General features: G+C 40.0%; 19 protein-coding genes. 16 read left to right on the top strand and 3 right to left on the bottom strand.

Annotation, left to right across the window (positions count from 1 at the left end; all coding sequences use genetic code 11):
• Position 1: 1 nt before the first annotated feature.
• The 6 genes from LC091_RS08020 (at position 2) to LC091_RS07995 (ending at position 7091) form a co-directional block, all read left to right on the top strand.
• Positions 2–2191: a DEAD/DEAH box helicase gene (locus LC091_RS08020; RefSeq protein WP_226681505.1), complete on the top strand. Its 2190-nt coding sequence runs from the start codon at positions 2–4 to the stop codon at positions 2189–2191.
• Between the two features lie 100 nt (positions 2192–2291).
• Positions 2292–3005: a DsbA family oxidoreductase gene (locus LC091_RS08015; protein WP_226681504.1), complete on the top strand. Its 714-nt coding sequence runs from the start codon at positions 2292–2294 to the stop codon at positions 3003–3005.
• 643 nt (positions 3006–3648) lie between these two features.
• On the top strand, positions 3649–4479 hold the full coding sequence (locus LC091_RS08010) for an electron transfer flavoprotein subunit beta/FixA family protein (RefSeq protein WP_226681503.1): 831 nt from the start codon (positions 3649–3651) through the stop codon (positions 4477–4479).
• Positions 4476–5498 (top strand): electron transfer flavoprotein subunit alpha/FixB family protein, encoded by a 1023-nt coding sequence (locus tag LC091_RS08005; protein WP_226681502.1) that lies wholly within the window; start codon positions 4476–4478, stop codon positions 5496–5498. The genes LC091_RS08010 and LC091_RS08005 overlap by 4 nt, the downstream gene beginning before the upstream one ends.
• A gap of 1 nt (position 5499) precedes the next feature.
• A complete protein-coding gene (locus LC091_RS08000) occupies positions 5500–6795 on the top strand; it encodes an FAD-dependent oxidoreductase (protein WP_226681501.1) in 1296 nt (431 codons plus the stop codon).
• A complete protein-coding gene (locus tag LC091_RS07995) occupies positions 6777–7091 on the top strand; it encodes a ferredoxin family protein (protein WP_047968712.1) in 315 nt (104 codons plus the stop codon). Before LC091_RS08000 ends, LC091_RS07995 begins: the two co-directional genes overlap by 19 nt.
• A gap of 581 nt (positions 7092–7672) precedes the next feature.
• Here LC091_RS07995 and LC091_RS07990 read toward each other — a convergent pair.
• Positions 7673–8011 carry a hypothetical protein gene (locus LC091_RS07990; protein WP_226681500.1) on the bottom strand — a complete coding sequence of 113 codons (339 nt, stop codon included), beginning with the start codon at positions 8009–8011 and terminating at the stop codon, positions 7673–7675.
• Between the two features lie 323 nt (positions 8012–8334).
• Entirely contained in the window at positions 8335–8622 is a 288-nt protein-coding gene (locus tag LC091_RS07985) for a hypothetical protein (RefSeq protein WP_226681499.1), read from the bottom strand.
• A gap of 110 nt (positions 8623–8732) precedes the next feature.
• On the opposite strand from LC091_RS07985, the gene LC091_RS07980 reads away from it, so the two are divergent.
• The 3 genes from LC091_RS07980 to dat all read left to right on the top strand — a co-directional run bounded on the left by LC091_RS07980 (position 8733) and on the right by dat (position 11382).
• Positions 8733–9638: a DUF899 family protein gene (locus LC091_RS07980; protein WP_226681498.1), complete on the top strand. Its 906-nt coding sequence runs from the start codon at positions 8733–8735 to the stop codon at positions 9636–9638.
• A gap of 97 nt (positions 9639–9735) precedes the next feature.
• Positions 9736–10500: an exodeoxyribonuclease III gene (xth, locus tag LC091_RS07975; RefSeq protein WP_226681497.1), complete on the top strand. Its 765-nt coding sequence runs from the start codon at positions 9736–9738 to the stop codon at positions 10498–10500.
• Positions 10501–10521: 21 nt separating this feature from the next.
• The gene (dat, locus tag LC091_RS07970) at positions 10522–11382 is read left to right on the top strand and encodes a D-amino-acid transaminase (protein WP_226681496.1); all 861 of its coding nucleotides are present in this window, start codon (positions 10522–10524) and stop codon (positions 11380–11382) included.
• A gap of 23 nt (positions 11383–11405) precedes the next feature.
• On the opposite strand, the gene LC091_RS07965 is transcribed toward dat, so the two are convergent.
• Positions 11406–12161 (bottom strand): helix-turn-helix domain-containing protein, encoded by a 756-nt coding sequence (locus LC091_RS07965; RefSeq protein ID WP_226681495.1) that lies wholly within the window; start codon positions 12159–12161, stop codon positions 11406–11408.
• Positions 12162–12348: 187 nt separating this feature from the next.
• Between LC091_RS07965 and LC091_RS07960 the strand changes: the two genes are divergently transcribed.
• The 7 genes from LC091_RS07960 (at position 12349) to LC091_RS07930 (ending at position 21879) form a co-directional block, all read left to right on the top strand.
• Entirely contained in the window at positions 12349–13626 is a 1278-nt protein-coding gene (locus LC091_RS07960; RefSeq protein ID WP_226681494.1) for a hypothetical protein, read from the top strand.
• 495 nt (positions 13627–14121) lie between these two features.
• Positions 14122–15351, top strand: coding sequence for an aminopeptidase (locus tag LC091_RS07955; RefSeq protein ID WP_226681493.1), 1230 nt, complete (start codon positions 14122–14124; stop codon positions 15349–15351).
• A gap of 103 nt (positions 15352–15454) precedes the next feature.
• Positions 15455–15547: a YjcZ family sporulation protein gene (locus LC091_RS07950; protein WP_010199532.1), complete on the top strand. Its 93-nt coding sequence runs from the start codon at positions 15455–15457 to the stop codon at positions 15545–15547.
• Positions 15548–15635: 88 nt separating this feature from the next.
• Positions 15636–16859, top strand: a complete 1224-nt coding sequence (locus tag LC091_RS07945) for an NADH:flavin oxidoreductase/NADH oxidase family protein (RefSeq protein WP_226681492.1) — start codon at positions 15636–15638, stop codon at positions 16857–16859.
• 127 nt (positions 16860–16986) lie between these two features.
• Positions 16987–18156, top strand: a complete 1170-nt coding sequence (locus LC091_RS07940) for a M20 family metallopeptidase (protein ID WP_226681491.1) — start codon at positions 16987–16989, stop codon at positions 18154–18156.
• Positions 18157–18172: 16 nt separating this feature from the next.
• Entirely contained in the window at positions 18173–19177 is a 1005-nt protein-coding gene (locus LC091_RS07935; protein ID WP_226681693.1) for an LLM class flavin-dependent oxidoreductase, read from the top strand.
• A gap of 722 nt (positions 19178–19899) precedes the next feature.
• A complete protein-coding gene (locus LC091_RS07930) occupies positions 19900–21879 on the top strand; it encodes a penicillin-binding transpeptidase domain-containing protein (RefSeq protein WP_226681490.1) in 1980 nt (659 codons plus the stop codon).
• The last annotated feature ends 7 nt before the right edge of the window (positions 21880–21886 follow it).

The raw sequence follows: 21886 nt of genomic DNA, 5'->3' as shown, positions 1-21886 counted from the left end.
AATGAAGACAATCCAATATATCAACGAATGGAAAAAAGCATTACAAGCTGAAATACACCATCTAAAAAAATTTGGCAGCACCAAATATCTTATAAATAACGGACATCTTATATCAAGCGATAAAGGGTTTACTTACTTTTTTGAAACCTATGCTTCCGTAAGAATTCCTGTTGGTTCACTCGTCAAAGTGGAATGGGGAGGAATCAAAACGGAAGGGAAAATTCTTTCATCAGAAGGAAGGAATGTTATCGTTTCCTTTGAACAGTCACTCGGAGATATTATTACAGAAGCGTATCTTTTCCATGACCCTTGGGAGCTTTTGGATCAACTTTTCCAGAGGCTCGATGAATTGAAAGAAAGTAAAAAGAAGAGAAGTCGCATTAAAAGACTGATGCAACCTGAAATGAAGCCAAAGCACCCTACCGATATTATTAAAAGCAGTGTCCATGAACTAATCCTTCGTTCTAAATACAATCCCGTAACCTTTGTATGGGGACCGCCTGGAACAGGGAAAACCCATACTTTGGCAAGGGTTGCTGCAAATAAATATTTTAAAAAGAAGAAGGTTTTGCTGTTATCTCACAGTAACCAGTCAGTGGATGTATTGATGCGAGAAATTTCAACTTTTCTTTCTAAGCAGGAACGCAATAGAGAAGGGGATGTATTGAGGTATGGTTCACATAACAGTGACATATTGGCAAATCTACCTGCCATCACAACCTCACAACTACTCCAAAACCGTGACCCATTACTTGCCAATGACAGAGACCAACTGATGGAAGAACGGAAACATTTAAAAATGGATTTATCCAAATCTTTCAGTAAGAGGGATTCGGAAACATTGCTGAAACTTGAAACAAAAGTAGCAAGAATTTTGGAGAAAATAAGGCAGAAAGAAGTGGATTTTCTAGAAGAAGCATCCATCATTGGCACGACTCTTGCTAAAGCTGCGATGGATCCTGCCATCTATGAAAAGGAATATGACGTGGTCATTGTGGATGAGGCGAGTATGGCGTATGTTCCTCAATCAGCATTTGCTGCATCATTGGCTAAACATATCATCATATGCGGTGATTTCAAGCAACTACCGCCCATTGCCTCAGCAAGAAATGAGTTAGTAGACAAATGGTTAAAAGAAGATGTCTTCCATCGGACAGGAGTAGCGGACAATGTTCATGCATCTCGCCTGCATCCACATTTATTCTTATTAAAAGAACAACGGAGAATGCACCCTGATATCTCTGCTTTTACAAACAAATTTATTTACCATTCTCTTGTTGGAGACCATTCAAGTGTTAAGAAAAATAGACAGAACATTGCCAAACAGAGACCATTCCCTAATCAAGCATCCGTTTTGCTTAATACGAGCTATACCGGAGAGCATGCCTTTATGGAAAAAAGCAGCCGATCCCGAATCAATTTGTGGCATCTGCTACAATCTTTTCAACTAATTCATGAAGCATATGTAGAAGGGGGAAGGTCTATCGGATATATTTCTCCTTACCGCGCTCAGGCTCAATGGATGGATATGTTGCTTCAAGATATTTATGGAGTTGAACTTGAAACAGCCGAGATCGTATCTGCTACGGTCCATCGTTTTCAAGGAAGTGAACAGGATACAATCATTTTTGATTCTGTCGATAGCTTTCCAATGGAGAGACCAGGGATGTTGTTAGTGGGAAAAGAAAGTGAACGGCTATTAAATGTTGCAATCACGAGATCAAAAGGAAAGTTCATTCACGTTTGTGACAGTCAGTTTATTAAGAAGAAGGTTTCCTACAATAAGATTATTAGAAAATTGGTGGAATATCAGGAAGCCTCCCAATTTCATGTACAACCTTTTCAAATAGGTTCTTGGATCAAGCACCAGCATCCCAAGGTTCAATGGATGCATGCTAGAAAATGGGATAGAGTGCTGGAGGACATGAAGCTCTCAAACACAACTATCACCATGGGCTTAAAAGACAGCAATGCTATACCCGAAGAATGGGATAGCAAACTGACCGAGTGGAAGAAAAGGGTATCTATCATATCAGAGGAAGTAACATTTCCTTTTATTATTATCAACAACCGCATCCTTTGGCTTGGAGTGCCTGTAGAGGCAACTACAAACACGAAACCACCTTTTGTAAGTGTTAGGTTGGAGTCTGCAGCAATATGCAGGGAGGTTTTAAATCAGTTTGGAATGTAAAGGGGGGTGACCCTGCTTTACACTCCAAGACATATTAAAAGAGGTTTTGAATGCATTATGGTATGATAATACATACAAGTTTAAGAAATGAGGTGCAACGATGAAAATAGAAATCTGGTCTGACTTTGTTTGTCCTTTCTGCTATATCGGAAAACGAAGATTAGAAAAAGCCATGGAAGATTTCCCACATAAAGATAAGATTGAAATTGAATATAAAAGCTTTGAATTAGACCCAAATGCAAAGCGTGATACTGATTTGACAATATATGAAATACTCGCGAAAAAGTATGGAATGCCTGTAGAAGAGGCGAAAAGAATGAGCGCTGGGGTTGCAAAACAAGCTGCTGAGGTAGGATTGCAATTTAATTTTGATACATCTATTCCTACCAATACTTTCGATGCTCACCGTTTAGCCAAGTACGCTGAAACTAAGGGTAAAGCTAAAGTAATGACCGAACGTTTATTACAATCTTACTTTACAGAATCTAAGCACATTGGCGATAAAGGCTATTTAAAAGAATTAGCGGTAAGCCTAGGATTAGACGCTGTGGAAGTGGAAGAAGTGTTAGCTGGGAATTCCTTTGAAAAAGATGTCCGCTTCGACCAAAGAGAAGCAAGAGAAATTGGTGTACAAGGCGTGCCATTCTTTGTATTAAACAGCAAATATGCCATTTCCGGAGCACAGCCCCCGGAAGTGTTTGCAGAAGCTTTGGCTAAAGTCTGGGAAGAAGAGAACGAAAAGCCAAAACTGCAAAATTTTGAGTCTAAGAATAAAAATGAAACATCCTATTGCTCTGATGACTGTTGTGAGTGATGGGTTTAGGGGACAGGTAATTTGACCCGCTTTTCCCGTCTTTAAGCCTGTATCATATATTATTGTTTGAAGTAGCCAGAACCCTTTAGGATGGGGTTCTGGCTTTTTTTGGGGAGAGGGGGGCAATTTACTAATCAGGTAGAATGAAGACACTATAATGATGGTTTTTGGGTGGAAAGTGTCTTCATAAGGGGGCTGAAGACACTTTAGAGCTAGATTTTTCCTCGATAGTGTCTTCATAATGCCAATGAAGACACTTCAAAGCTGAATTTACGTAAAGTGATGTCTTCATTAATGTTTATAGATGATTATAATATTATTATGTCAACAAACACTTTGGCTGAAAGAGTGTCAGAAGTTTTAGATAAATCCTTTCAGGTACAAAGACATACTCATTGATGAAATATGAACATTCGCTACAAAAGGAATTTTTGAAGTTTTTATCCCATTACATAATTTAACAAAAACAGTACTCCGGACATTTAAGGAGTACTGTTTTTTCTTTTCCCGAGGCTTGTCAACAAATCTATAAAAATCGGAATTTTCTCTTTGTCTACTTTATATAGTAATAGTAGTGGGACGAATATACATTACGATTTATCAGGATAATAGAGAAATAGATAAAGGGCAGGAGGGAAAAGATTTGCTTCACATTGTTGCCTGTATAAAGCAAGTACCAGATACGAAAGTAATTAAAATGAATCCAAAAACGAATACGATGGACCGAGCCAGTGCACCGGCGATATTAAATCCTTATGATGCCCATGCGGTAGAAGAGGCTGTCCGCCTGAAAAATAAATATGGAGGATCTGTATCGGTCGTGACAATGGGTCCACCACCAGCGGTTAAAGCCATTCGAAAATGCATCGAGATCGGGGCCGACGAGGGGTATATGATTTCTGACAGGGCTTTTGCTGGAGCGGACACTTTAGCAACCAGTTATGCTCTGACAAAGGCAATCAATAAAATCAGTGAAATCAGGCCGATTGATTTGATTATCTGCGGAAAAATGACCATTGACGGTGATACAGGACAAGTAGGTCCCGGTATTGCCCGGCGTCTTGATATACCACCATTGACTTCTGTTAATAAAGTCGTCGAAATCCAAAAAGAGGATGGCTACATGGTGGTCCATCGGAAACTTGAAGATGGATTTGAGGTCGTACAGACTACATTGCCTTGTTTGCTTTCGGTAGAAAAAGAGATTAATGAGGTTCCTTATTCTTCTTTTCCGAATATGCTAAAGGCTGCCCGATATCAACCTGTTATTTGGTCTGTCAACGATCTAGAGGATATAGATCGTAAACAGTTAGGGTTAAAGGGCTCCCCAACCATTGTAGCAAAAGTATGGGCCCCGCCTAAACCTGAAGGCGGAAAAATACTAGAAGGCAACTCAGAAGAACAAGTGCAACAGCTGCTTTCCGTGGTGCTTGAAAAGAAAGAGTTGTTTGCAGAAATGAGGGGATCGAAGTGAGTTTTGAGGATTATAGCGGGGTCTGGGTTTTCATTGAAGAGAATGAAGGGAAGATCGCACCAGTTTCCTTGGAACTGCTTGGGGCCGGGCGAACGCTTGCGGACAAACGTGGAGTAGAGCTTGCTGGAATTATTATAGGTGAAAATATCAGTGAACTTTCAGATACAGTTTTTGAATATGGAGCAGATACGGTTTATGTATATGATCAACCAATCTTCCAATTGTATCGCACGGAATCTTTTATGAAAGCACTGCTCCATTGCAGTGAAAAGTACAAGCCGGAGATCATTTTGTACGGGGCCACTTCAACTGGTAAAGATCTTGCAAGTGCAGTTGCGACAGACCTTCCAACAGGCCTAACTGCTGACACAACCGAACTGGATGTGGAAGAAGATACAGGACTTCTTTTGGCAAGTCGTCCTGCATTCGGGGGAAATATCATGGCGACTATCCTGTGTAAAAAATATCGCCCACAAATGGCTACTGTCCGTCCGAAAGTGATGAAAGCGCTGCAACCTGAGAAGGGCCGTACCGGTAAGTTGATTTCAGAGCAAATTGATATAAAAGAAGAAGATATGCGTACAAAAGTATTAAAGATTGTCAGGGAAACCACCAAAAAGGTAAGAATCGATGAAGCAGATATAGTGGTCGCTGGCGGAAAAGGTCTTGGAAGTGCACAAGGATTTGAACTTGTCCAACAACTAGCGAAAACACTTGGGGGAGTGGTTGGTGCAAGCCGTGATGTAGTCGAAGCAGGCTGGATCGACCACCATCATCAGGTCGGACAGACTGGGGTAACGGTTACACCAAAGATTTATTTTGCGATTGGTATCTCAGGGGCCATCCAGCATATTGTGGGAATGAAGAATTCCGGAATGATTATCGCGATTAATAAAGACCCTGAAGCAGCCATTTTTCAATCTTGTCATTATGGGATTGTTGGTGATGCTTTTGAAATCGTCCCATTGCTTGTAAAGGAATTTCATAAAGCTCTACACGGAGAGGAGGTCGAGGTTTAATATGCCAGAAAAGTTTGATTGTATCGTAGTTGGTGCCGGGCCTGCGGGTATATCTTGTGCATATGAACTCGCTAAGGGCGGTGCAAATGTTCTTTTATTGGAAAGAGGAGAATATCCCGGATCTAAAAATGTAATGGGCGGAGTGTTGTACAGAAAGATGATGGAGGATATTATTCCTGATTTTCATAAAGAGGCCCCGCTTGAAAGGCCCATTGTCGAGCAACGCTTTATGATGATGGACAAGGAATCTGCCGTTACATTCGGTTACAAAGGGCTGGAGTGGGCACAGGAACCTTATAATAATTTTACCGTCCTAAGGGCGAAGTTTGATCAATGGTTTGCAGGGAAAGCAGTGGAACAGGGGGCATTACTTGTCAATGAAACGGTCGTCCTGGAGTGTATTGTGGAAAACGGAAAAGTAGTGGGGGTAAGGACAGATCGGCCGGACGGGGAAGTTTATGCAGATGTAGTAGTCCTTGCTGATGGAGTGAATTCCTTGCTAGGTAAATCGCTTGGCTTTCACAAGGAATACCGTCCTGATGAAGTGGCACTTGCCACGATGGAAATCATTAAACTGGACAGTAAGGTGATTGAGGACCGTTTTAACCTGGAAAAGAACCAAGGTTGTACGATTGAACTTTTAGGCGATGCGACAAAAGGCATTCTTGGTACCGGATTTCTCTACACTAATAAAGACACGTTAAGTATTGGGGTCGGAACACTTCTATCCGGATTAATTGAGCATAAAATAAGACCATATGAACTGTTGGAATATGTAAAAACACATCCAATGGTCCGACCATACCTTCCTGGCGGGGAACCTGTCGAATACCTGGCCCACTTAATTCCAGAAGGCGGCTTGAAGTCAATGGGGCGTATCGTGGCAGACGGGGTATTAGTGGTAGGAGACGCGGCACAGCTAGTGAATGCCATTCACCGTGAAGGATCGAACCTTGCTATGACTTCAGGTAGGTTGGCGGCATCCACAATTCTTGAAGCCATGTCAGTAGGGGATTTCTCCGAACGGACACTGGATCAGTATCGCATTAATCTAATGAAAAGCTTTGTTGGTCAGGATATGAAAAAGTACAAGGATTCCACTCATCACTTTAATAAGTTTCCACAGTACTTTGATCAGTACATCCCAATGGTAAACAGAGCAGCCAGCCAGATGTTTACAGTTGATGGTCAGTCCAAATGGCAAAAGCAGAAAAAGATTTGGAAGGACCTTGGCTCACCGAAAGAAAAACTTAAACTAGCCCGAGATGCATACCGGGCATGGAAGGTGATGAAGTAATGAGTGAACAGAAAAAGGGTCAGTCTATCGAAGAAAAACAATATCTGGTTCGCTTTAATGCTGACACCAAATCACATTTAACGGTTATGGATGAAGATATTTGTTTAACAAAATGTCCCGATAAAATCTGTACTATCTTTTGCCCGGCGGAAATTTATAAATGGGAAAACATTAGGATGCATGTCGGTTACGAGGGTTGTCATGAGTGTGGAAGCTGCCGAATTGGTTGTCCCCATCAAAATATTAAATGGGAGTATCCAAAAGGCGGTCATGGAATTGTATTCCGTTTAGCATAAGAGTCTATCGCATTAGCGGTGGGCTTTTTTTGTTCTTTAGCAGATTATAAAATAATGGAAATGACGATAATGAATTCCTCTGTGGTGACAAGGGTTTGGTAATAGAGAGGTCCTCATCGGGGTAAGACATCAGTGAAGAGAAATTAGGAGATGAGAGGTCCTCATCGGGGGTATGAAGACATCACTGACGAGAAAACAGGAGGAGAGAAGTCCTCATCGGGGGTATGAAGACATCAATGAAGAGAAATTAGGAGAAGAGAAGTCCTCATCGGGCGTATGAAGACATCAGTGACTATAAAACAAGAGGAGAGAAGTCCTCATCGGCAATATGAAGCCCTTGGTGACAAGGGGTTTTTATGAAATAGTCAAATGTGAGCGCAAAGGGAAGACGGTCAAGGTCAATTTTTCACAGCTATGCGGAAATTATAAAATTGGGGCGGAGTTTTTCCTCGCGCTAGCGATTTTGTTCGTTTTAGAGTGGGTCTTTAAAGAGGAAACCTAGGGAAATCATATGTATATTCTTTCACAAACGTGTGCAAAAAGAAAAACATGGTGTTTTTCTTTTTTTATACTTTTCTTTCTTAACCCGCGATTGTATAAAGCTGACCGTCACTTGCAATTCGTTCGACTTCAGAGGTGTAGTCAATGGCCTCATCAATGGATAAAAAAAAGGAAGAAACATAGAGGGGATGCTTATAGTCAAAACCTCCACCTATTTCTGCGGGGAACACAACTACTTGCCAATGGTAATAATCTTCTCCCGTCCCCATTGCTCTGCCTTCAAGGGCAATCAACCAATGGCTGTAGTTGTCAGAGCACTCAAAATCCGTCACTTTTTCTAGAAAAATCACAAGATCTTCTTTATTAATCGGAACCAAAGACTTAGGGTAAAATTCTCCGTAATTAGGAGTTTCTCTCATAAACATCTCTCCTTTACATGATAATTGGGTAAGTAGTAGTTGTATTATTATATGAAGGCCAACTTGAAATATTTTGTGTTTTTTGAAAATTTAATTTTATTTTCTTAGAAAAGGCCGAGTCCCTGAGGAACCCGGCCTTTTCTAAACCATTTATCTATGGTGATAAAAATCACTAAATGCTTTCACAAACTCGATTCCTTGAAATAGTAAGAGACTAATCGAAGTGAACGAAAAGAAGCTGATCGCTATGATTCGAACCCATAACACGATGACATTCCTCCTTCAATATTTTTTTGAATAAGAATGAGGCAATTCATCATGAATTAGATATAACTCCCCTGATAAAAAACCGTCACAAGGTGAAAGTTTAATTTTGTACCTGGTTGTTCAAGAATATTGGAGATGTGGATGTTTCTATAATAATGACTGTTAGATACTATTCCAGTAACGCCTTCGTCATCAGGATTCTCAACCAAAGGGGCATTATCCAACTCGAAATAAAAGGATTTCTCATAGATAGCTAGAATACTATTGGGAGTGGAATGATTCAAATTAATAAGGACAGTCGTTAATAAAATACCAAACAGCGTAACTATTCTTAGTAAATACATTCCATCCCTCCCTATTAAACATTATGTTATTAACATCTTAAATGATTCACAAGGTAAAGAACAGTGTATGTTTATGACAAATTTCTTCTATATATAAAGGAGTGATCGTTTTGAATCAAACAGAGATGTTAACAGAAATCCAATATCTGGAGAAAGAAATCCTTGAAAAGAAAAAGCAGCTGGCAGAAATGAAACGCAACGTAGAAAAAGAAAAAGTCGATAATTATGTATTTTCATCTTTTCAAAATGGAAGGGTAAGTCTGGCAGAGTTGTTTGGAGATAAAAATGAATTATTCGTGGTCCACAACATGGGAAAAAGCTGTTCCTATTGCACGATGTGGGCAGATGGATTTAACAGTGTATATCATCACATTCGCAGGAAGGCAGCGTTTGTCGTGTCGACTCCTGATGAGCCTGATGTGCAAGAGAACTTTGCAGCAGAAAGAAGCTGGACTTTCCCGGTTGTCTCCACTAAAGGAACTTCATTCAAACAAGATATGGGGTTTGTTTTAGATGAAGGATTTTACCCTGGGGTGACTGTTTTTTCAAAAGATGATCAGGGGGTTATATACCGCCATGCAAGTTCCTTTTTCGGACCCGGAGATGACTACTGTTCAGTGTGGCCGTTATTTGATTTGCTTCCATCAGGGTACGAAGATTATAAACCAAGTAAAAAGATCAATGATCGTTCTCCTTATCAGTTAACCAATAACATAGCTATTCAAGTGAAAGATTACGAGAAGGCTATTGAATTCTATCATCAAACCCTTGGGATGAAACCAGAAAAAAGTACAGATTCTGAAACTTTATTTACTACAAATGGCATGAATTTTTATATAGAAAATCATAATAATTCTAAAGATCCCTCCGTATTTTTCGAATTCGCTGTTGATAACATTGAAGATGCAAAGAAAGTTTTAATCGCAAATAATTGCATCATTACGAAGGAGTTTAGTGAGAAGAGTCTGATGGTAAGTGACCCTTATGGATTAAAATTTCATCTATTTCAAGTATAATGACAAAGGTTGGAATCGCTTTTCTTTTTGAAAAGCGGTTCTTTTTGATATACTGGGCTAAATATAGTAATAGTTTAGAAGGGAATTAAATGCACCTATGAAACTTGTATCGTGGAATGTGAATGGAATAAGAGCTTGTGTGAAAAAAGGATTCATGGATTATTTTAACGAGATGGATGCGGACATTTTTTGCATCCAAGAAACGAAGCTTCAAGAAGGACAAATTGAATTAGATACACCAGAGTATTATCAATATTGGAACTATGCAATTAAAAAAGGATACTCAGGCACTGCTGTTTTAACCAAAGTTAAACCAATTCAAGTGCGTTATGGGTTGGATGAGGAAAAGATAGAAGAATGTGAACCGGAAGGAAGGATACTTACACTAGAGTACGAGGATTTTTTCCTAGTGAATGTGTACACTCCTAACTCTCAGCGAGACTTGGCCAGGCTGCCGTTCAGACTGGATTGGGAGGACCGCTTTTTAGCTTACATAAAAATGCTAGATCAGAAGAAGTCCGTTATTGTTTGCGGGGACCTGAACGTAGCACACGAGGAAATCGACTTAAAAAACCCTAAATCTAACCGCAATAATTCTGGTTTTACAGAAGAAGAAAGAGGGAAGATGACCAGATTACTAGGTGAAGGTTTTACAGATACATTCCGCCACTTTTATCCTGAATTGACAGACCAATACACATGGTGGTCGTATATGAATAAGGTCCGTGAGAGGAATATCGGTTGGCGAATTGATTATTTCATCGTTTCCGATAATTTAAAGGGTTCATTGAAGGCCGCTGAAATACACGCTGATATTATGGGAAGCGACCATTGCCCTGTTGTACTTTTATTAAATAAATAACACATTTGGAGGTGTTGGGAAATGAAAGTATTGCTGAATGATGAGATGATGGAAAGAAACGAAGCAAAAGTGGATATTGAAGACAGAGGGTATCAATTTGGCGATGGGGTTTATGAGGTTGTCAACATATACGATGGCGTTCCTTTTACCTTAAAAGAGCATATTGCACGGTTGTATCGAAGTGCAAAGGAAATTGGCATTCTACTAAACGAACAACCAGAACAGCTTTGTAACAGACTGCTAGAACTTATTAAAGCTAATAACATGACAAAGGGAGGACTTTACCTCCAAATTTCAAGAGGAGTCACTAACAGGTCACACCATTATGATCAAACATTAACTCCCCAACTTGTTGCATATCCACTCCCCTATAAAAGTGTAGAGGATGCGCAGACAAAAGGAGTGGAAGCAATAACTGCAGAAGACATGCGCTGGCTTCGATGCGATATCAAAAGTCTTAACCTTCTTTACAATATTATGGTCAAGCAAAAAGCAAGTGAGGCGGGGGCTTTTGAGACCATTCTTATTAGAGAAGGGGTTGTTACAGAAGGTTCATCTTCTAATATTTTCATCGTCAAAGACGGAGTTCTCCAGACCCATCCAGCCAATAATTTGATACTGAACGGAATTACAAGAACGAAACTGTTAGAAATTATGGATACGAACGGTTGGGACTATAAACTCGAACCATTCCAAAAAGAAGAACTGCTGGAGGCAGATGAAGTATTCCTTACATCGACAACCAGCGAAGTCATGCCTATCATAAAAATCGATGGTGTCACATTTTCACAAGGAAAGCCAGGACCGTATACATGCAAATTCCAAACAGCCTTCCGTGAAGCAGTAAAATCCGAAACAAAAAAGACTACCGAAAAAGCATAGAGATCAACCTCTATGCTTTTTTATTAGGTCTTCTTGACTTGCGAAGGCGGAATCCCCATCCACTTTTTAAACATCCTGTTAAAATATGACTGATCACAATACCCTAAGTGCTCCGAAATTTCCTTAATCGACATCTTCGTTGTACTAATTAAATTCCAAGCATTATTGATGCGAGTCTGGTGCAGATACTGGATAGGAGTGATTCCTAATACCTCTTTAAACAACACAGTAACATAATTCGGTGTCACCCCAGTTAAAGCTGCCAATTCCTCTATCGTAATGTTTCGGCGATAATGCTGAAGAATAAATTCCTGCATGTCACGGACAGAAGTTTCTTTTACAGGAGAAGTATGCCATTCTGCTTTCTCCTGAGCTATCATGATCAGAAGCTCTAATAAGATATTTTGAGACAATTCTTCGTGAAAAACCCTTTTACTGAGCCACTGCTCATTTAAAAAAGTCAATCGTTGTTCATAATAAGCAGACTTACGTGGTTTAAATGAAACAATCTCATTTTCTACAAAATTTTGATAAATGTTCTCGTCTTTCTCAAACACGACGGTATATTTTCGATGCCCCTCATTGTTATCGTTCTTCCACGACCTAATATACTTTGAAGGAATGAATAAAAGATCTCCTTTCGTCAATTGCATAACATGATCTTCCACCTGATAATGAACTTTTCCTTCTGTAACATAAACAAGTGTGTCTTGACCTTTTGCTTTCTCTACGTCCCAATGTGGGGAAATATCGTAAAAAACCCCGTGAATAATGGGCATGATATTCTCTCCATTCTAATAAAAATCGATGAATTATCCAACTAGTATAGTTTTGTCTATTTTCACAGAACAATATATTTTGTATGATAATTATATCATTTTCAGCAATGAATTTGATTAAATAAAAAATACAAAAGCATGAAATATACAAGTTTCTTCCATTAACTGGACGAAAGGGGCAAAAGAGATGCCAACCAATGAGTATAAAAATCTACCAACTAAAGTACAACAGTTTTTTGATCGCCAATTTCATGATTCCTACGCATTATATGAAGCTTCAAGGAATCAACAAACAGGTTTATATGCAGATGGATATATGACACTTGGAGAAAATCCAGATTTCCGCTCCTCCATAGCAGCCACTGGTGTCGGTCTAATCAGCCTTGCAATTGCTGATTTAGAAGGATGGGATGATAATGCCGCTACTAAAGCATTAATTACCTTGAAAGGGGTATCCGGGGAAATAGAGGGATGCCGGGTTGCCAGGGATGATAAATCTGGTTTCTTTGCACACTTTGTAGATATGGAAACAGGAGAAAACCTGGATTCAGAGTTTTCTACAATAGATACAACCCTTCTCTTAACGGGTGCACTATTTGCAGGAAATCATTTTGCTGAAAAAGAGCCAATGATCCTCGAAATGGCAAAAAAACTTCTTTACTCTATCGATTGGAGTATCGTAGTTGCAGATAAAGATAAAGGTGTCATTAACATGATATCTAAAGACGGAGATGGGATTGCCCCGCTACCGGCCTATAATGAATATGTAATGGTATCTTACCTTGCTCTATTAGGGAACCCTCATGATGAAAACATCCAGGCCCTTTGGTTGAACAATTTTGCAGAAGATAAAATTAAGGAACTCCCACAAGAAGACTTCCGTGGGCTAGCGGTTCTAAACGATCATCCTGGAGCGTTTTTATCATCCTTCGTTCATCAGTTTCCATATTATTTAGTTCCGGAATATGCAGAAAGTACAACGTATCTGGAGTACTATAAAAATGCTTGTCTTGCTGACAGAATGAAATGGAAAGAGCTCGAGGAGGTACCATCTTATATTTGGGGATATGGTGCAGGTCCGAATGATGGGCTATTCGATGGCTATCATGCTGACAGAATTAACGATGCTCCACATAATATTGCTTCGTCCTATATTATAGGAGGTTATCTTCCGGTATATCCTGCTGGTATTTATGACCTGTATGCACAATATTCCCTGCACATTCCATATGATGTGTACTCTAACCCGGAGGATAAAGAGGACGAAGAAAAATTCAAAGCGGCTTACAAATACGGATTACACCGCATATCCTGGTGGCACCTTGAGCAACCAAACCGTTGGTACCCAACAAAAGTAACCCTAATCGACTGGAGCAGCATGCTCTATGGTCTAGCTGCATACAAACACGGCATGACAATATTCAGCACAAACCTACCAAGAGTAAATGAGGTTTTAAATAAGTAATAGTATGGTAACTAATTACCATGTTGATTGTAGTGAAAGGTGCGCAGACGCCCGCGGGAGGAAGGGACAAGGGAGACCCCGCAACGAAGGACGCCACTGAAAAAGTCTATTAATTAAGATGTTGTATAGACACCGCTGTTGATTTCCGAAAAAGGCTTCCCTTTCCTAGGGGCGCTGCTGGAGCCTCCTCGGCTACGCCTGTGGGGTCTCCACCTAGCGCTATCTCCCTCAGGAGTCTTCGGCTTTTTCTCCAATCACCAGCTAGAATTCATTTAAGTACATGAGATTTCAGTTTTTCAGCGGCTTCCAACGAAGTGAGGATGCTCCCGGACCGCCCGAAGGCAAGCGCAGCACCTGGAACGGAGATCAACAGTATATGCAACCTTTAGGCAGGAACCACTATGGTTCCTGCCTTTTTACCTTAGAAAACTAGACAAATCCTAGTGAACATGATATTTTTTGGGAACATAGGAAAAATCTTAGGGGGTATACATAATGAGTAATCTTCAAAAAACCATGGAAAAATACGCAGAACTTTCTGTTAAAGTCGGAGTGAATGTACAAAAAGGCCAAACGCTAATTGTAAACGCTGACATCGCAACAGCACCTTTCGTTAGGCTTGTGACGAAAAAAGCATATGAAGCAGGAGCAAAACTCGTTCAAATTGAGTGGACGGATGAGCAAGTAACAAGAATCCGTTACGATAAAGCACCAAACGAGTCGTTTGAATATTTCCCTACGTGGAGAGCAGAAATGCTGGAGAAGGCTTATGAAGAAGGAGCAGCAATGCTTGCTATCACATCTGTAAACCCTGATTTGTTAAAAGGTGTAGATGCTTCTAAGATTGCAAACTTACAAAAAGCAGCAGGTGAAGCAACAAAAGGCTATCGCAAAATGGTCATGGCAGATAAAATCAGTTGGTCAATTGTTGCTGTTCCATCTAAAGGATGGTCTGCAAAAGTTTTCCCTGATTTAACTGAACAAGAGCAAGAAGAAAAATTATGGGAAGCTATTTTTCATGCAACTAGAGCAAATCTTGAGGATCCAGTCCAAGCATGGATGGACCACAAGGAAAAACTTAGTGAGAAGGTGGAATTCCTTAACGAGAAGAAGTTTAAATCTCTTCATTATAAAGCTGAAGGTACAGACCTAACGATTGAGTTAGCTGAAAAACATGTTTGGATTGGACCAGAAAGCATTAACGAGAATGGGGTTGCCTTTATTGCCAACATGCCAACAGAGGAAGTCTTCACCACACCACTTAAAACAGGAGTTAATGGAACGGTGAGAAGCTCCAAGCCATTGAACTACGGCGGAAATATGATTGACAATTTTTCCATTACGTTTGAAAACGGAAAAATTGTTTCATTTGAAGCAGAAGAAGGATATGAAACGCTACAAAAATTGATCGAAACGGATGAGGGATCACACTATTTAGGAGAAGTTGCACTTGTACCGCATGACTCACCTATTTCAAATACCAATCTAATTTTCTATAATACGTTATTTGATGAAAATGCATCGCATCATCTGGCGATTGGTAACGCGTATTCCTTTGCGCTTGAAGGCGGAAAACAGATGTCAGAAGAAGAACTAGAAGCAGCGGGAGCCAATTCAAGTATTACCCATGTTGATTTCATGATCGGATCAAGTGACATGGATATTGACGGAATCACCAAGGACGGAGAAAGAGTACCGTTGTTCCGCCAAGGTAATTGGGCATAAGCCATTATAGAACATTCCTTGCCTAAAAAACTTTCCATAGCCTATACGTAGGACGGGTATCATGCATAAATTGTATTGTAGTCTACGTGAAGGAGGGAATTGTATGTCAGGTGGAAATTATGGTGGAGGATTTGCGCTGATTGTAGTGCTTTTCATTATTTTGATTATCGCAGGTGCAGGAGCGTTAAGATACTAATTTAACAAGAGATAAATCAAATGGTTGGAGTGTTTTTCCAACCATTTTTTCATATTCATATAAGGACAAGCGTTGGGGAGGTAAAAGAATGGCACAGTTACATGACAAATTATTTCTGCCAAATGGGGTGGAAATTAAAAACAGGTTTTTTAAAGCAGCGATGAGTGAAGGGATGGCAGACGAACACAATAGACCAACTAAGAAACTGGTACGCGTTTATGAAACATGGGCAGAAAGTGAAGCAGGTATTGTTGTGACAGGTAATGTTATGGTCGACAAACGTGCACTTGGGGAACCTCGAAACGTTGTTGTGGAAAATGAAAAAGATTTAGACTTATTAAAGAGTTGGGCGAATGCAGGAACGAAGAATGGAACTCACCTTTGGATGCAAATCAATCATCCAGGCAAACAGGTATTTAAAGGAATCGTAAAAGAAGCGGTGGCCCCGTCCAAAGTGGAGTTTGATCCAAAGCTCCAACGTTACTTCCCTGTAGCTAGGGAGCTCCAAGAAGAAGAGATTAAAGACATTATACACCGATTTGCCAACACAGCAAAAATTGCCAAGAAAGCTGGGTTTACAGGTGTCCAACTCCATGGTGCCCATGGTTATCTCATCAGTCAATTTTTATCACCACGACATAATAAAAGGACAGACAAGTGGGGAGGGTCACTCGAAAACCGCATGAGATTTCTGCTCGAAATCTATAAAAAGGTTCGAGAAGAAGTTGGTGACGCTTTCCCGATTGGAGTGAAACTAAATTCTGCAGACTTTATGAAGGCTGGATTTACAGAGGATGAAGCTTTACAGGTTATCCAAACATTGGACCAACTGGGAATAGATTTAATTGAAATTTCAGGGGGTTCCTATGAGAGTCCGCAAATGACTGGAATTAATGTAAAAGAGAGTACCAAAAGGAGGGAAGCGTACTTTCTTGAATTTGCAACTGAAGCTAAAAAGGTTTCAAAAGCACCCCTTGTTGTCACCGGTGGATTCAGGACATTAAGCGGAATGAAGGAAGCAATTCTTGATGGGGCAACATCGATGGTGGGATTAGCTCGACCGATGGCCGTCTTTCCTTACCTCCCTAAAGAACTTCTGCAAGGAAAAAGGGAATCGATTGAATTAGCGCCACGAAAGACAGGAATAAAACTAGTTGATCAAACTGCCATGTTAGAAATGACATGGTATAGCAATCAGTTAGAGCGAATAGGAAAAGGAAAACAAACAAATCCGAAACTGTCTCCTAAAGTGGCACTAATTCAAACACTATGGAAAAATGGACTAGATGTCTTTCAAATGAGAAGAGTTTAACGCTGTGGAAGCTTCCAATAAGATGGGAGCTTCCTTATTTATCTTGAGGCAAAATATTATTATTTGAAGAAACTTCGTGTTACTATATTTCCATTCACTAAATAAATTGTCCAAAGGGGATTAATAAATGAAGCAAATCATAACAGATTTCCTTGATTCTTATAAAAATGACTTTTTTGAGATTAGTACATATATAGGTGAAAATCCTGAACTAGGGCATGAGGAATTTAAATCTGCAAAAGTACTTTCTGACAAACTATCAGAACACGGATTTGATGTTCAAGTGGGGATTTGTGATCTGCCAACTGCTTTTGAGGCTGTTTTTGACAGTGGACAACCAGGTCCAACCCTCGGGTTCATGTGTGAATATGACGCGCTACCTGAAATCGGACACGCTTGCGGCCATAATTTAATAGGTACGATGGGGATCGCTGCCGGGATTGCCACTAGCAAAGTATTACAAAAAACTGGCGGCAAAGTGATTGTCTTTGGTACTCCTGCCGAAGAGACTAAAGGCGGCAAGGTGACAATGGCGGAGCAAGGTGTCTTTGATAAATTGGATGTAGCGATGATGGTCCATCCATTGCATTCCTATGTGAAGAGCGGTTCTTCGCTAGCGATGGATGCAATTCAATTTGAATTCTTCGGCAAACCTGCCCATGCAGCGGCAAACCCTGAAAAAGGTATTAATGCATTGGATGCTGTTATTCAGACATTTAATGGCATCAATGCATTAAGACAACATGTTACTAGCGATACACGCATTCATGGAATCATTCCTGAAGGCGGAAAAGCTGCCAACGTGGTACCTGATTATGCTGTGGCTCAATTTTACGTGCGCGCCAAATCACGGAGTTACGTGAATGAATTGGTAGAAAAAGTGAAATCTATAGCAGAAGGCGCAGCATTGATGACCGGGGCAACAATGAAAATGTCCAACTATGAATTATCCTACGATAACATGGTTACCAATGAAACACTGTCCGATATCTTTACAGAACAACTGGTATCACTTGGAGTGGATTCTAATGAAATTGTTGAAAATAGAGACGGATCTGGTTCACTAGATATGGGCAATGTAAGTCTAGTAGTTCCCTCTATTCATCCATACATTAAAATCTGCAATGAGTTATATAGTTGCCATACCACCGAATTTCGTGATGCGGCATTAAGTGAGCAAGGGAAAGAAGCCCTGATTCTTGGAGCAAAAGCCCTGGCATCAACTGCTCATGAACTTTTAACGAAACAAGATCTTCTCTTAAAAATAAAAGAAGAGTTCGATAAAGCACCAAAGTAAGAAAGGAGAATAAATGATGACCGTTTTAAACAACCAGACACCATTATCAGTTTTGGATCTGGCGCCAATAGTAGAAGGAAGTAATGCTCAAACATCTTTTAAAAATAGTGTGGAACTTGCACAGCATGTCGAAAGTTTAGGATATACCCGTTATTGGCTTGCCGAGCACCATAATATGAGGGGAATTGCGAGCTCTGCAACTTCTGTAGTAATCGGACATATAGCAGGGGCAACAAAATCAATAAGGGTTGGTTCCGGTGGCATTATGCTGCCCAATCATGCCCCGCTTGTGATTGCAGAACAGTTCGGGACATTAGAGTCTTTATATCCCGGGAGAATTGACCTCGGCCTCGGCCGGGCACCAGGAAGTGACCAACTGACTGCTGCCGCACTTAGACGCGAACGCGGAACAGGGGGAGAGGATTTCCCTAATCAGTTAGCGGAATTACGTTCTTATTTTCACCCAGATGGGACCACTAGAGTAAAAGCAGTACCTGGGGAAGGACTAGATGTTCCAATTTGGTTGCTTGGTTCAAGCGGCTTCAGTGCTAAGCTTTCTGCTGAACAAGGTCTCCCGTTTGCTTTTGCCAGTCATTTTTCACCAGACTATACGCTGCCGGCCCTTCAAATCTATCGCAGTTCGTTTAAACCATCGGAGCATCTGAAGAAACCATATGCCATTATTGGCGTAAACGTAATTGCTGCAGATAGTGATGAGGAAGCTGAATATTTAGCGACGTCTATTCAGCAACAGTTCCTTAACTTAATCCGAGGCAACCCAGGCCAGTTGAAGCCACCAGTGGAAGATATGGACTCTCTATGGAGTGAGTATGAGAAACATGTGGTTGCACAACAATTAAAATACACCGTAACCGGCAATGCAGAAACAGTAAGGAAAAAGCTTGAAGCTATAGTGGAAGAAACACAAGCAGATGAACTAATTGTGAATACTCATGTCTATGACCAGCAGGCAAGGTTGAAATCTTATCAGATTTTGGCAGATGCTTGGTTTGGGCAATAATTTTGCAATAAACAGTAAAAACCCAGACCTAAATGGTTCTGGGTTTTTACGTTTTTATCAACTTTACTTTTTCTTTTTTCTTTTTCCAATGATTACAACAGTTATTAACACAATCATTAATAAAAACATACCTTCAACCATAAAATTCGCCTCCTAAAATTTTTAAATATTTCATCTGAACGACTAAAGTGGTCGGTCTACATATTAAGATTTTATTCTCTAAATACATACGAATAGAAAGAAGAATAGTTTCAAAATACAGATAATTAATACGAAAAAGAGAAGGCCTAATCCATATTCTAATTTTCTCTCCTTAAGCGGAACCACTTAACTTTTTGGGTGGAGTTTTTTTGTTTTTGGGAACAAGTGGGTTGCAAAATTCGTCTAATATTTATAATGAAGACAATTACAAGCTGTCTTTAAATATGAGATTGTCTTGATAAGGTGGATGAAGACAATTTGAAGCAGTTTTCTGAGTTGGGATTGTCATCATAAGTGGAATGAAGGCAATTACGAGCAGTTTTCTAAGATGGAAATGTCTTCATAGCAAGAAGTCTACATAAAGAGTTAACGGGGAGACCCAACTTTTAGAGAATTATTAAAAGTAATAGAAGAGATTAAGGGGCTGGATATACCAAGAAACGTTTGAATCTTTTTCCTTTAACCAATATGGAAATTCATGTATCCTTAAAATTAAGAGACAAGAAAGGATGGGGGCTTCAATGAAAAAGGTATCACTATTGTTTATCATGTTGTTTATACTAGCTGGGTGTCAAAAAGAACCCGTCAATCCTTATGATGTATTAAACGTCTACATAAACACTTGGGAGGAACAAGATTTCTCGAGAATGTACGAGGAATATCTCCAATCCGATTCAAAAGAAAACGTTCCACAGCAACTTTTTGAAGAAAAGCATAAAGAGGTTTATGACCTTTTTGAAATGGAAAATCTAAAAGTAGAAGTGTTGAATCAAGAAGTTGAGTGGGAAGAACAAGAAACCGTCACCATTCCAGGTAAAATCACCTATGACACATTTGCTAGAAAAATAGATTACGAAGTCAATTTTGTCATGGATAAAGTGTTAGATGAAGAAGAAAACGAACATTGGTATATTCAGTGGGAGCCAAGTTTTATTTTTCCGGAATATGATTTGACAGATGAGTTTGTGATAGATTACACCGAAGCGACTAGGGGTGAAATTTTAGACAGTAAGGGGAACAAGCTTGCTGCTAATGAAGAAGTGATGAATCTGCAAATTGTTCCAGGTGAGTTTAATGCGGGAAGAGATTTAGCAAAACTTGCTGAGATGATTGATATGTCAGAAGAAGAAATTACAGGTCTTTATACGTTAAACTGGGCACAGCCACATTATGCCATGCCAATCAAAGACTTTCGAGAAAACGAAAGGGACCTGGTTTTAAAATTGATAGAAATAGAAGGAGTTACAAATGGAAGATCAATGGAACGTGTTTATCCATTCGCAGAAGCAACAGCTCATTTAGTAGGATATATAGATGAGGTTTCCGCGCAGGATTTAGAAGACTTTGAAGGGTATGAACAGGGTGATAAATTAGGTGTCACTGGAATTGAAGGGTTGTATGAAAAAGAATTAAAAGGAAAGAAAGGCTTAGAAGTAACCCAAGTAAAAGAAAATGGCACAGAAAAAACAATAGCAAGAACAGAGCCAGAGCGTGGTCAAGACATTACTTTAACAATTGATGCTAACATGCAACAGAAGTTGTATGATGTCATGAAAGATGATGCAGGGCATGCAGCTTCCATTGACCCAAGTACCGGAAAGGTGTTAAGTCTTGTGAGCACACCTGCATATGACCCTAACACTGTTACTATGGGAACCTCAATGAGTAAGAAAAAGAGGATTAATGAATTAAAAGAAGTCGGGATTAATGCGAGCGAGAATCGCTTCCGTGGTACCTATTCCCCCGGCTCCACTATGAAACTCCTAACTGCCATTATTGGTCTTGAAAGCGGCAAACTTGACCCGAACCACCAATATGACATTCCAGAAAAACAATGGGATATCGGGGGAAGTAAAGTAACAAGGGTCTATGAAGACGATACGAAAGTAGATTTAGTTAGTGGATTGAACAACTCAGATAATATTTATTTTGCTAAAGCTGCGATTGACATTGGAATAGAGGATTTTGAAGAAGGATTGGCGAAATTAGGTATTGGGGAAGAACTTCCTTTTGCTTATCCACCAGTAAGCGATTCTCAAATTTCAAACTCAGGCTCTTTCGACAATGAGGTCCTATTGGCACACACCGCTTATGGACAAGGCGAAATCTTATTAAACATCGTACACCTTGCAAGCATTTATGGTGGGGTAGTAAATGACGGATCGATGATGAAGCCATTGTTGCTAGAAGTAGAAACTTCTGAAGTATGGAAAGATATTGTATCGCCTGAGAATGCAAAACTTCTTCAGGACAATCTTAGAAAGACTGTTACAGAAGGGAAATCCAGTGTAGCAAACCTTCCAGGCCGTGAGATTGCAGGGAAGACCGGTACAGCAGAGATAAAGAAAGAGGAACGATTGGAAAATGGGTTATGGGTTTCCTACGATCAGAAGGACCCTTCATTATTGACAGCAATGTTGATTGAGGATGTGATTGATAGAGGGGGAAGCAGATACACAATAGAATTGACGAACAAATTTTACGAGGCTCTTTCAAACTAATTAGGGC

The sequence above is a fragment of the Sutcliffiella horikoshii genome (genome assembly GCF_020524325.1).
In the GTDB taxonomy this organism is placed as follows: Bacteria; Bacillota; Bacilli; order Bacillales; family Bacillaceae_I; genus Sutcliffiella_A; species Sutcliffiella_A horikoshii_D.
This window is presented reverse-complemented; position numbering and strand designations above follow the sequence as displayed.

Excerpts from the sequence above, each read along its gene's own strand:
- LC091_RS08020 (WP_226681505.1), top strand. The coding sequence starts at position 2 with ATGAAGACAATCCAATATATCAACGAATGGAAAAAAGCATTACAAGCT.
- LC091_RS07985 (WP_226681499.1), bottom strand. The coding sequence starts at position 8,622 with ATGTATTTACTAAGAATAGTTACGCTGTTTGGTATTTTATTAACGACT.
- LC091_RS07945 (WP_226681492.1), top strand. The coding sequence starts at position 15,636 with ATGGCACAGTTACATGACAAATTATTTCTGCCAAATGGGGTGGAAATT.
- LC091_RS08000 (WP_226681501.1), top strand. The coding sequence starts at position 5,500 with ATGCCAGAAAAGTTTGATTGTATCGTAGTTGGTGCCGGGCCTGCGGGT.
- LC091_RS07950 (WP_010199532.1), top strand. The coding sequence starts at position 15,455 with ATGTCAGGTGGAAATTATGGTGGAGGATTTGCGCTGATTGTAGTGCTT.
- LC091_RS07960 (WP_226681494.1), top strand. The coding sequence starts at position 12,349 with ATGCCAACCAATGAGTATAAAAATCTACCAACTAAAGTACAACAGTTT.
- LC091_RS07940 (WP_226681491.1), top strand. The coding sequence starts at position 16,987 with ATGAAGCAAATCATAACAGATTTCCTTGATTCTTATAAAAATGACTTT.
- LC091_RS07935 (WP_226681693.1), top strand. The coding sequence starts at position 18,173 with ATGACCGTTTTAAACAACCAGACACCATTATCAGTTTTGGATCTGGCG.
- LC091_RS07990 (WP_226681500.1), bottom strand. The coding sequence starts at position 8,011 with ATGAGAGAAACTCCTAATTACGGAGAATTTTACCCTAAGTCTTTGGTT.
- dat (WP_226681496.1), top strand. The coding sequence starts at position 10,522 with ATGAAAGTATTGCTGAATGATGAGATGATGGAAAGAAACGAAGCAAAA.
- LC091_RS08015 (WP_226681504.1), top strand. The coding sequence starts at position 2,292 with ATGAAAATAGAAATCTGGTCTGACTTTGTTTGTCCTTTCTGCTATATC.
- LC091_RS07955 (WP_226681493.1), top strand. The coding sequence starts at position 14,122 with ATGAGTAATCTTCAAAAAACCATGGAAAAATACGCAGAACTTTCTGTT.
- xth (WP_226681497.1), top strand. The coding sequence starts at position 9,736 with ATGAAACTTGTATCGTGGAATGTGAATGGAATAAGAGCTTGTGTGAAA.
- LC091_RS07995 (WP_047968712.1), top strand. The coding sequence starts at position 6,777 with ATGGAAGGTGATGAAGTAATGAGTGAACAGAAAAAGGGTCAGTCTATC.
- LC091_RS07930 (WP_226681490.1), top strand. The coding sequence starts at position 19,900 with ATGAAAAAGGTATCACTATTGTTTATCATGTTGTTTATACTAGCTGGG.
- LC091_RS07965 (WP_226681495.1), bottom strand. The coding sequence starts at position 12,161 with ATGCCCATTATTCACGGGGTTTTTTACGATATTTCCCCACATTGGGAC.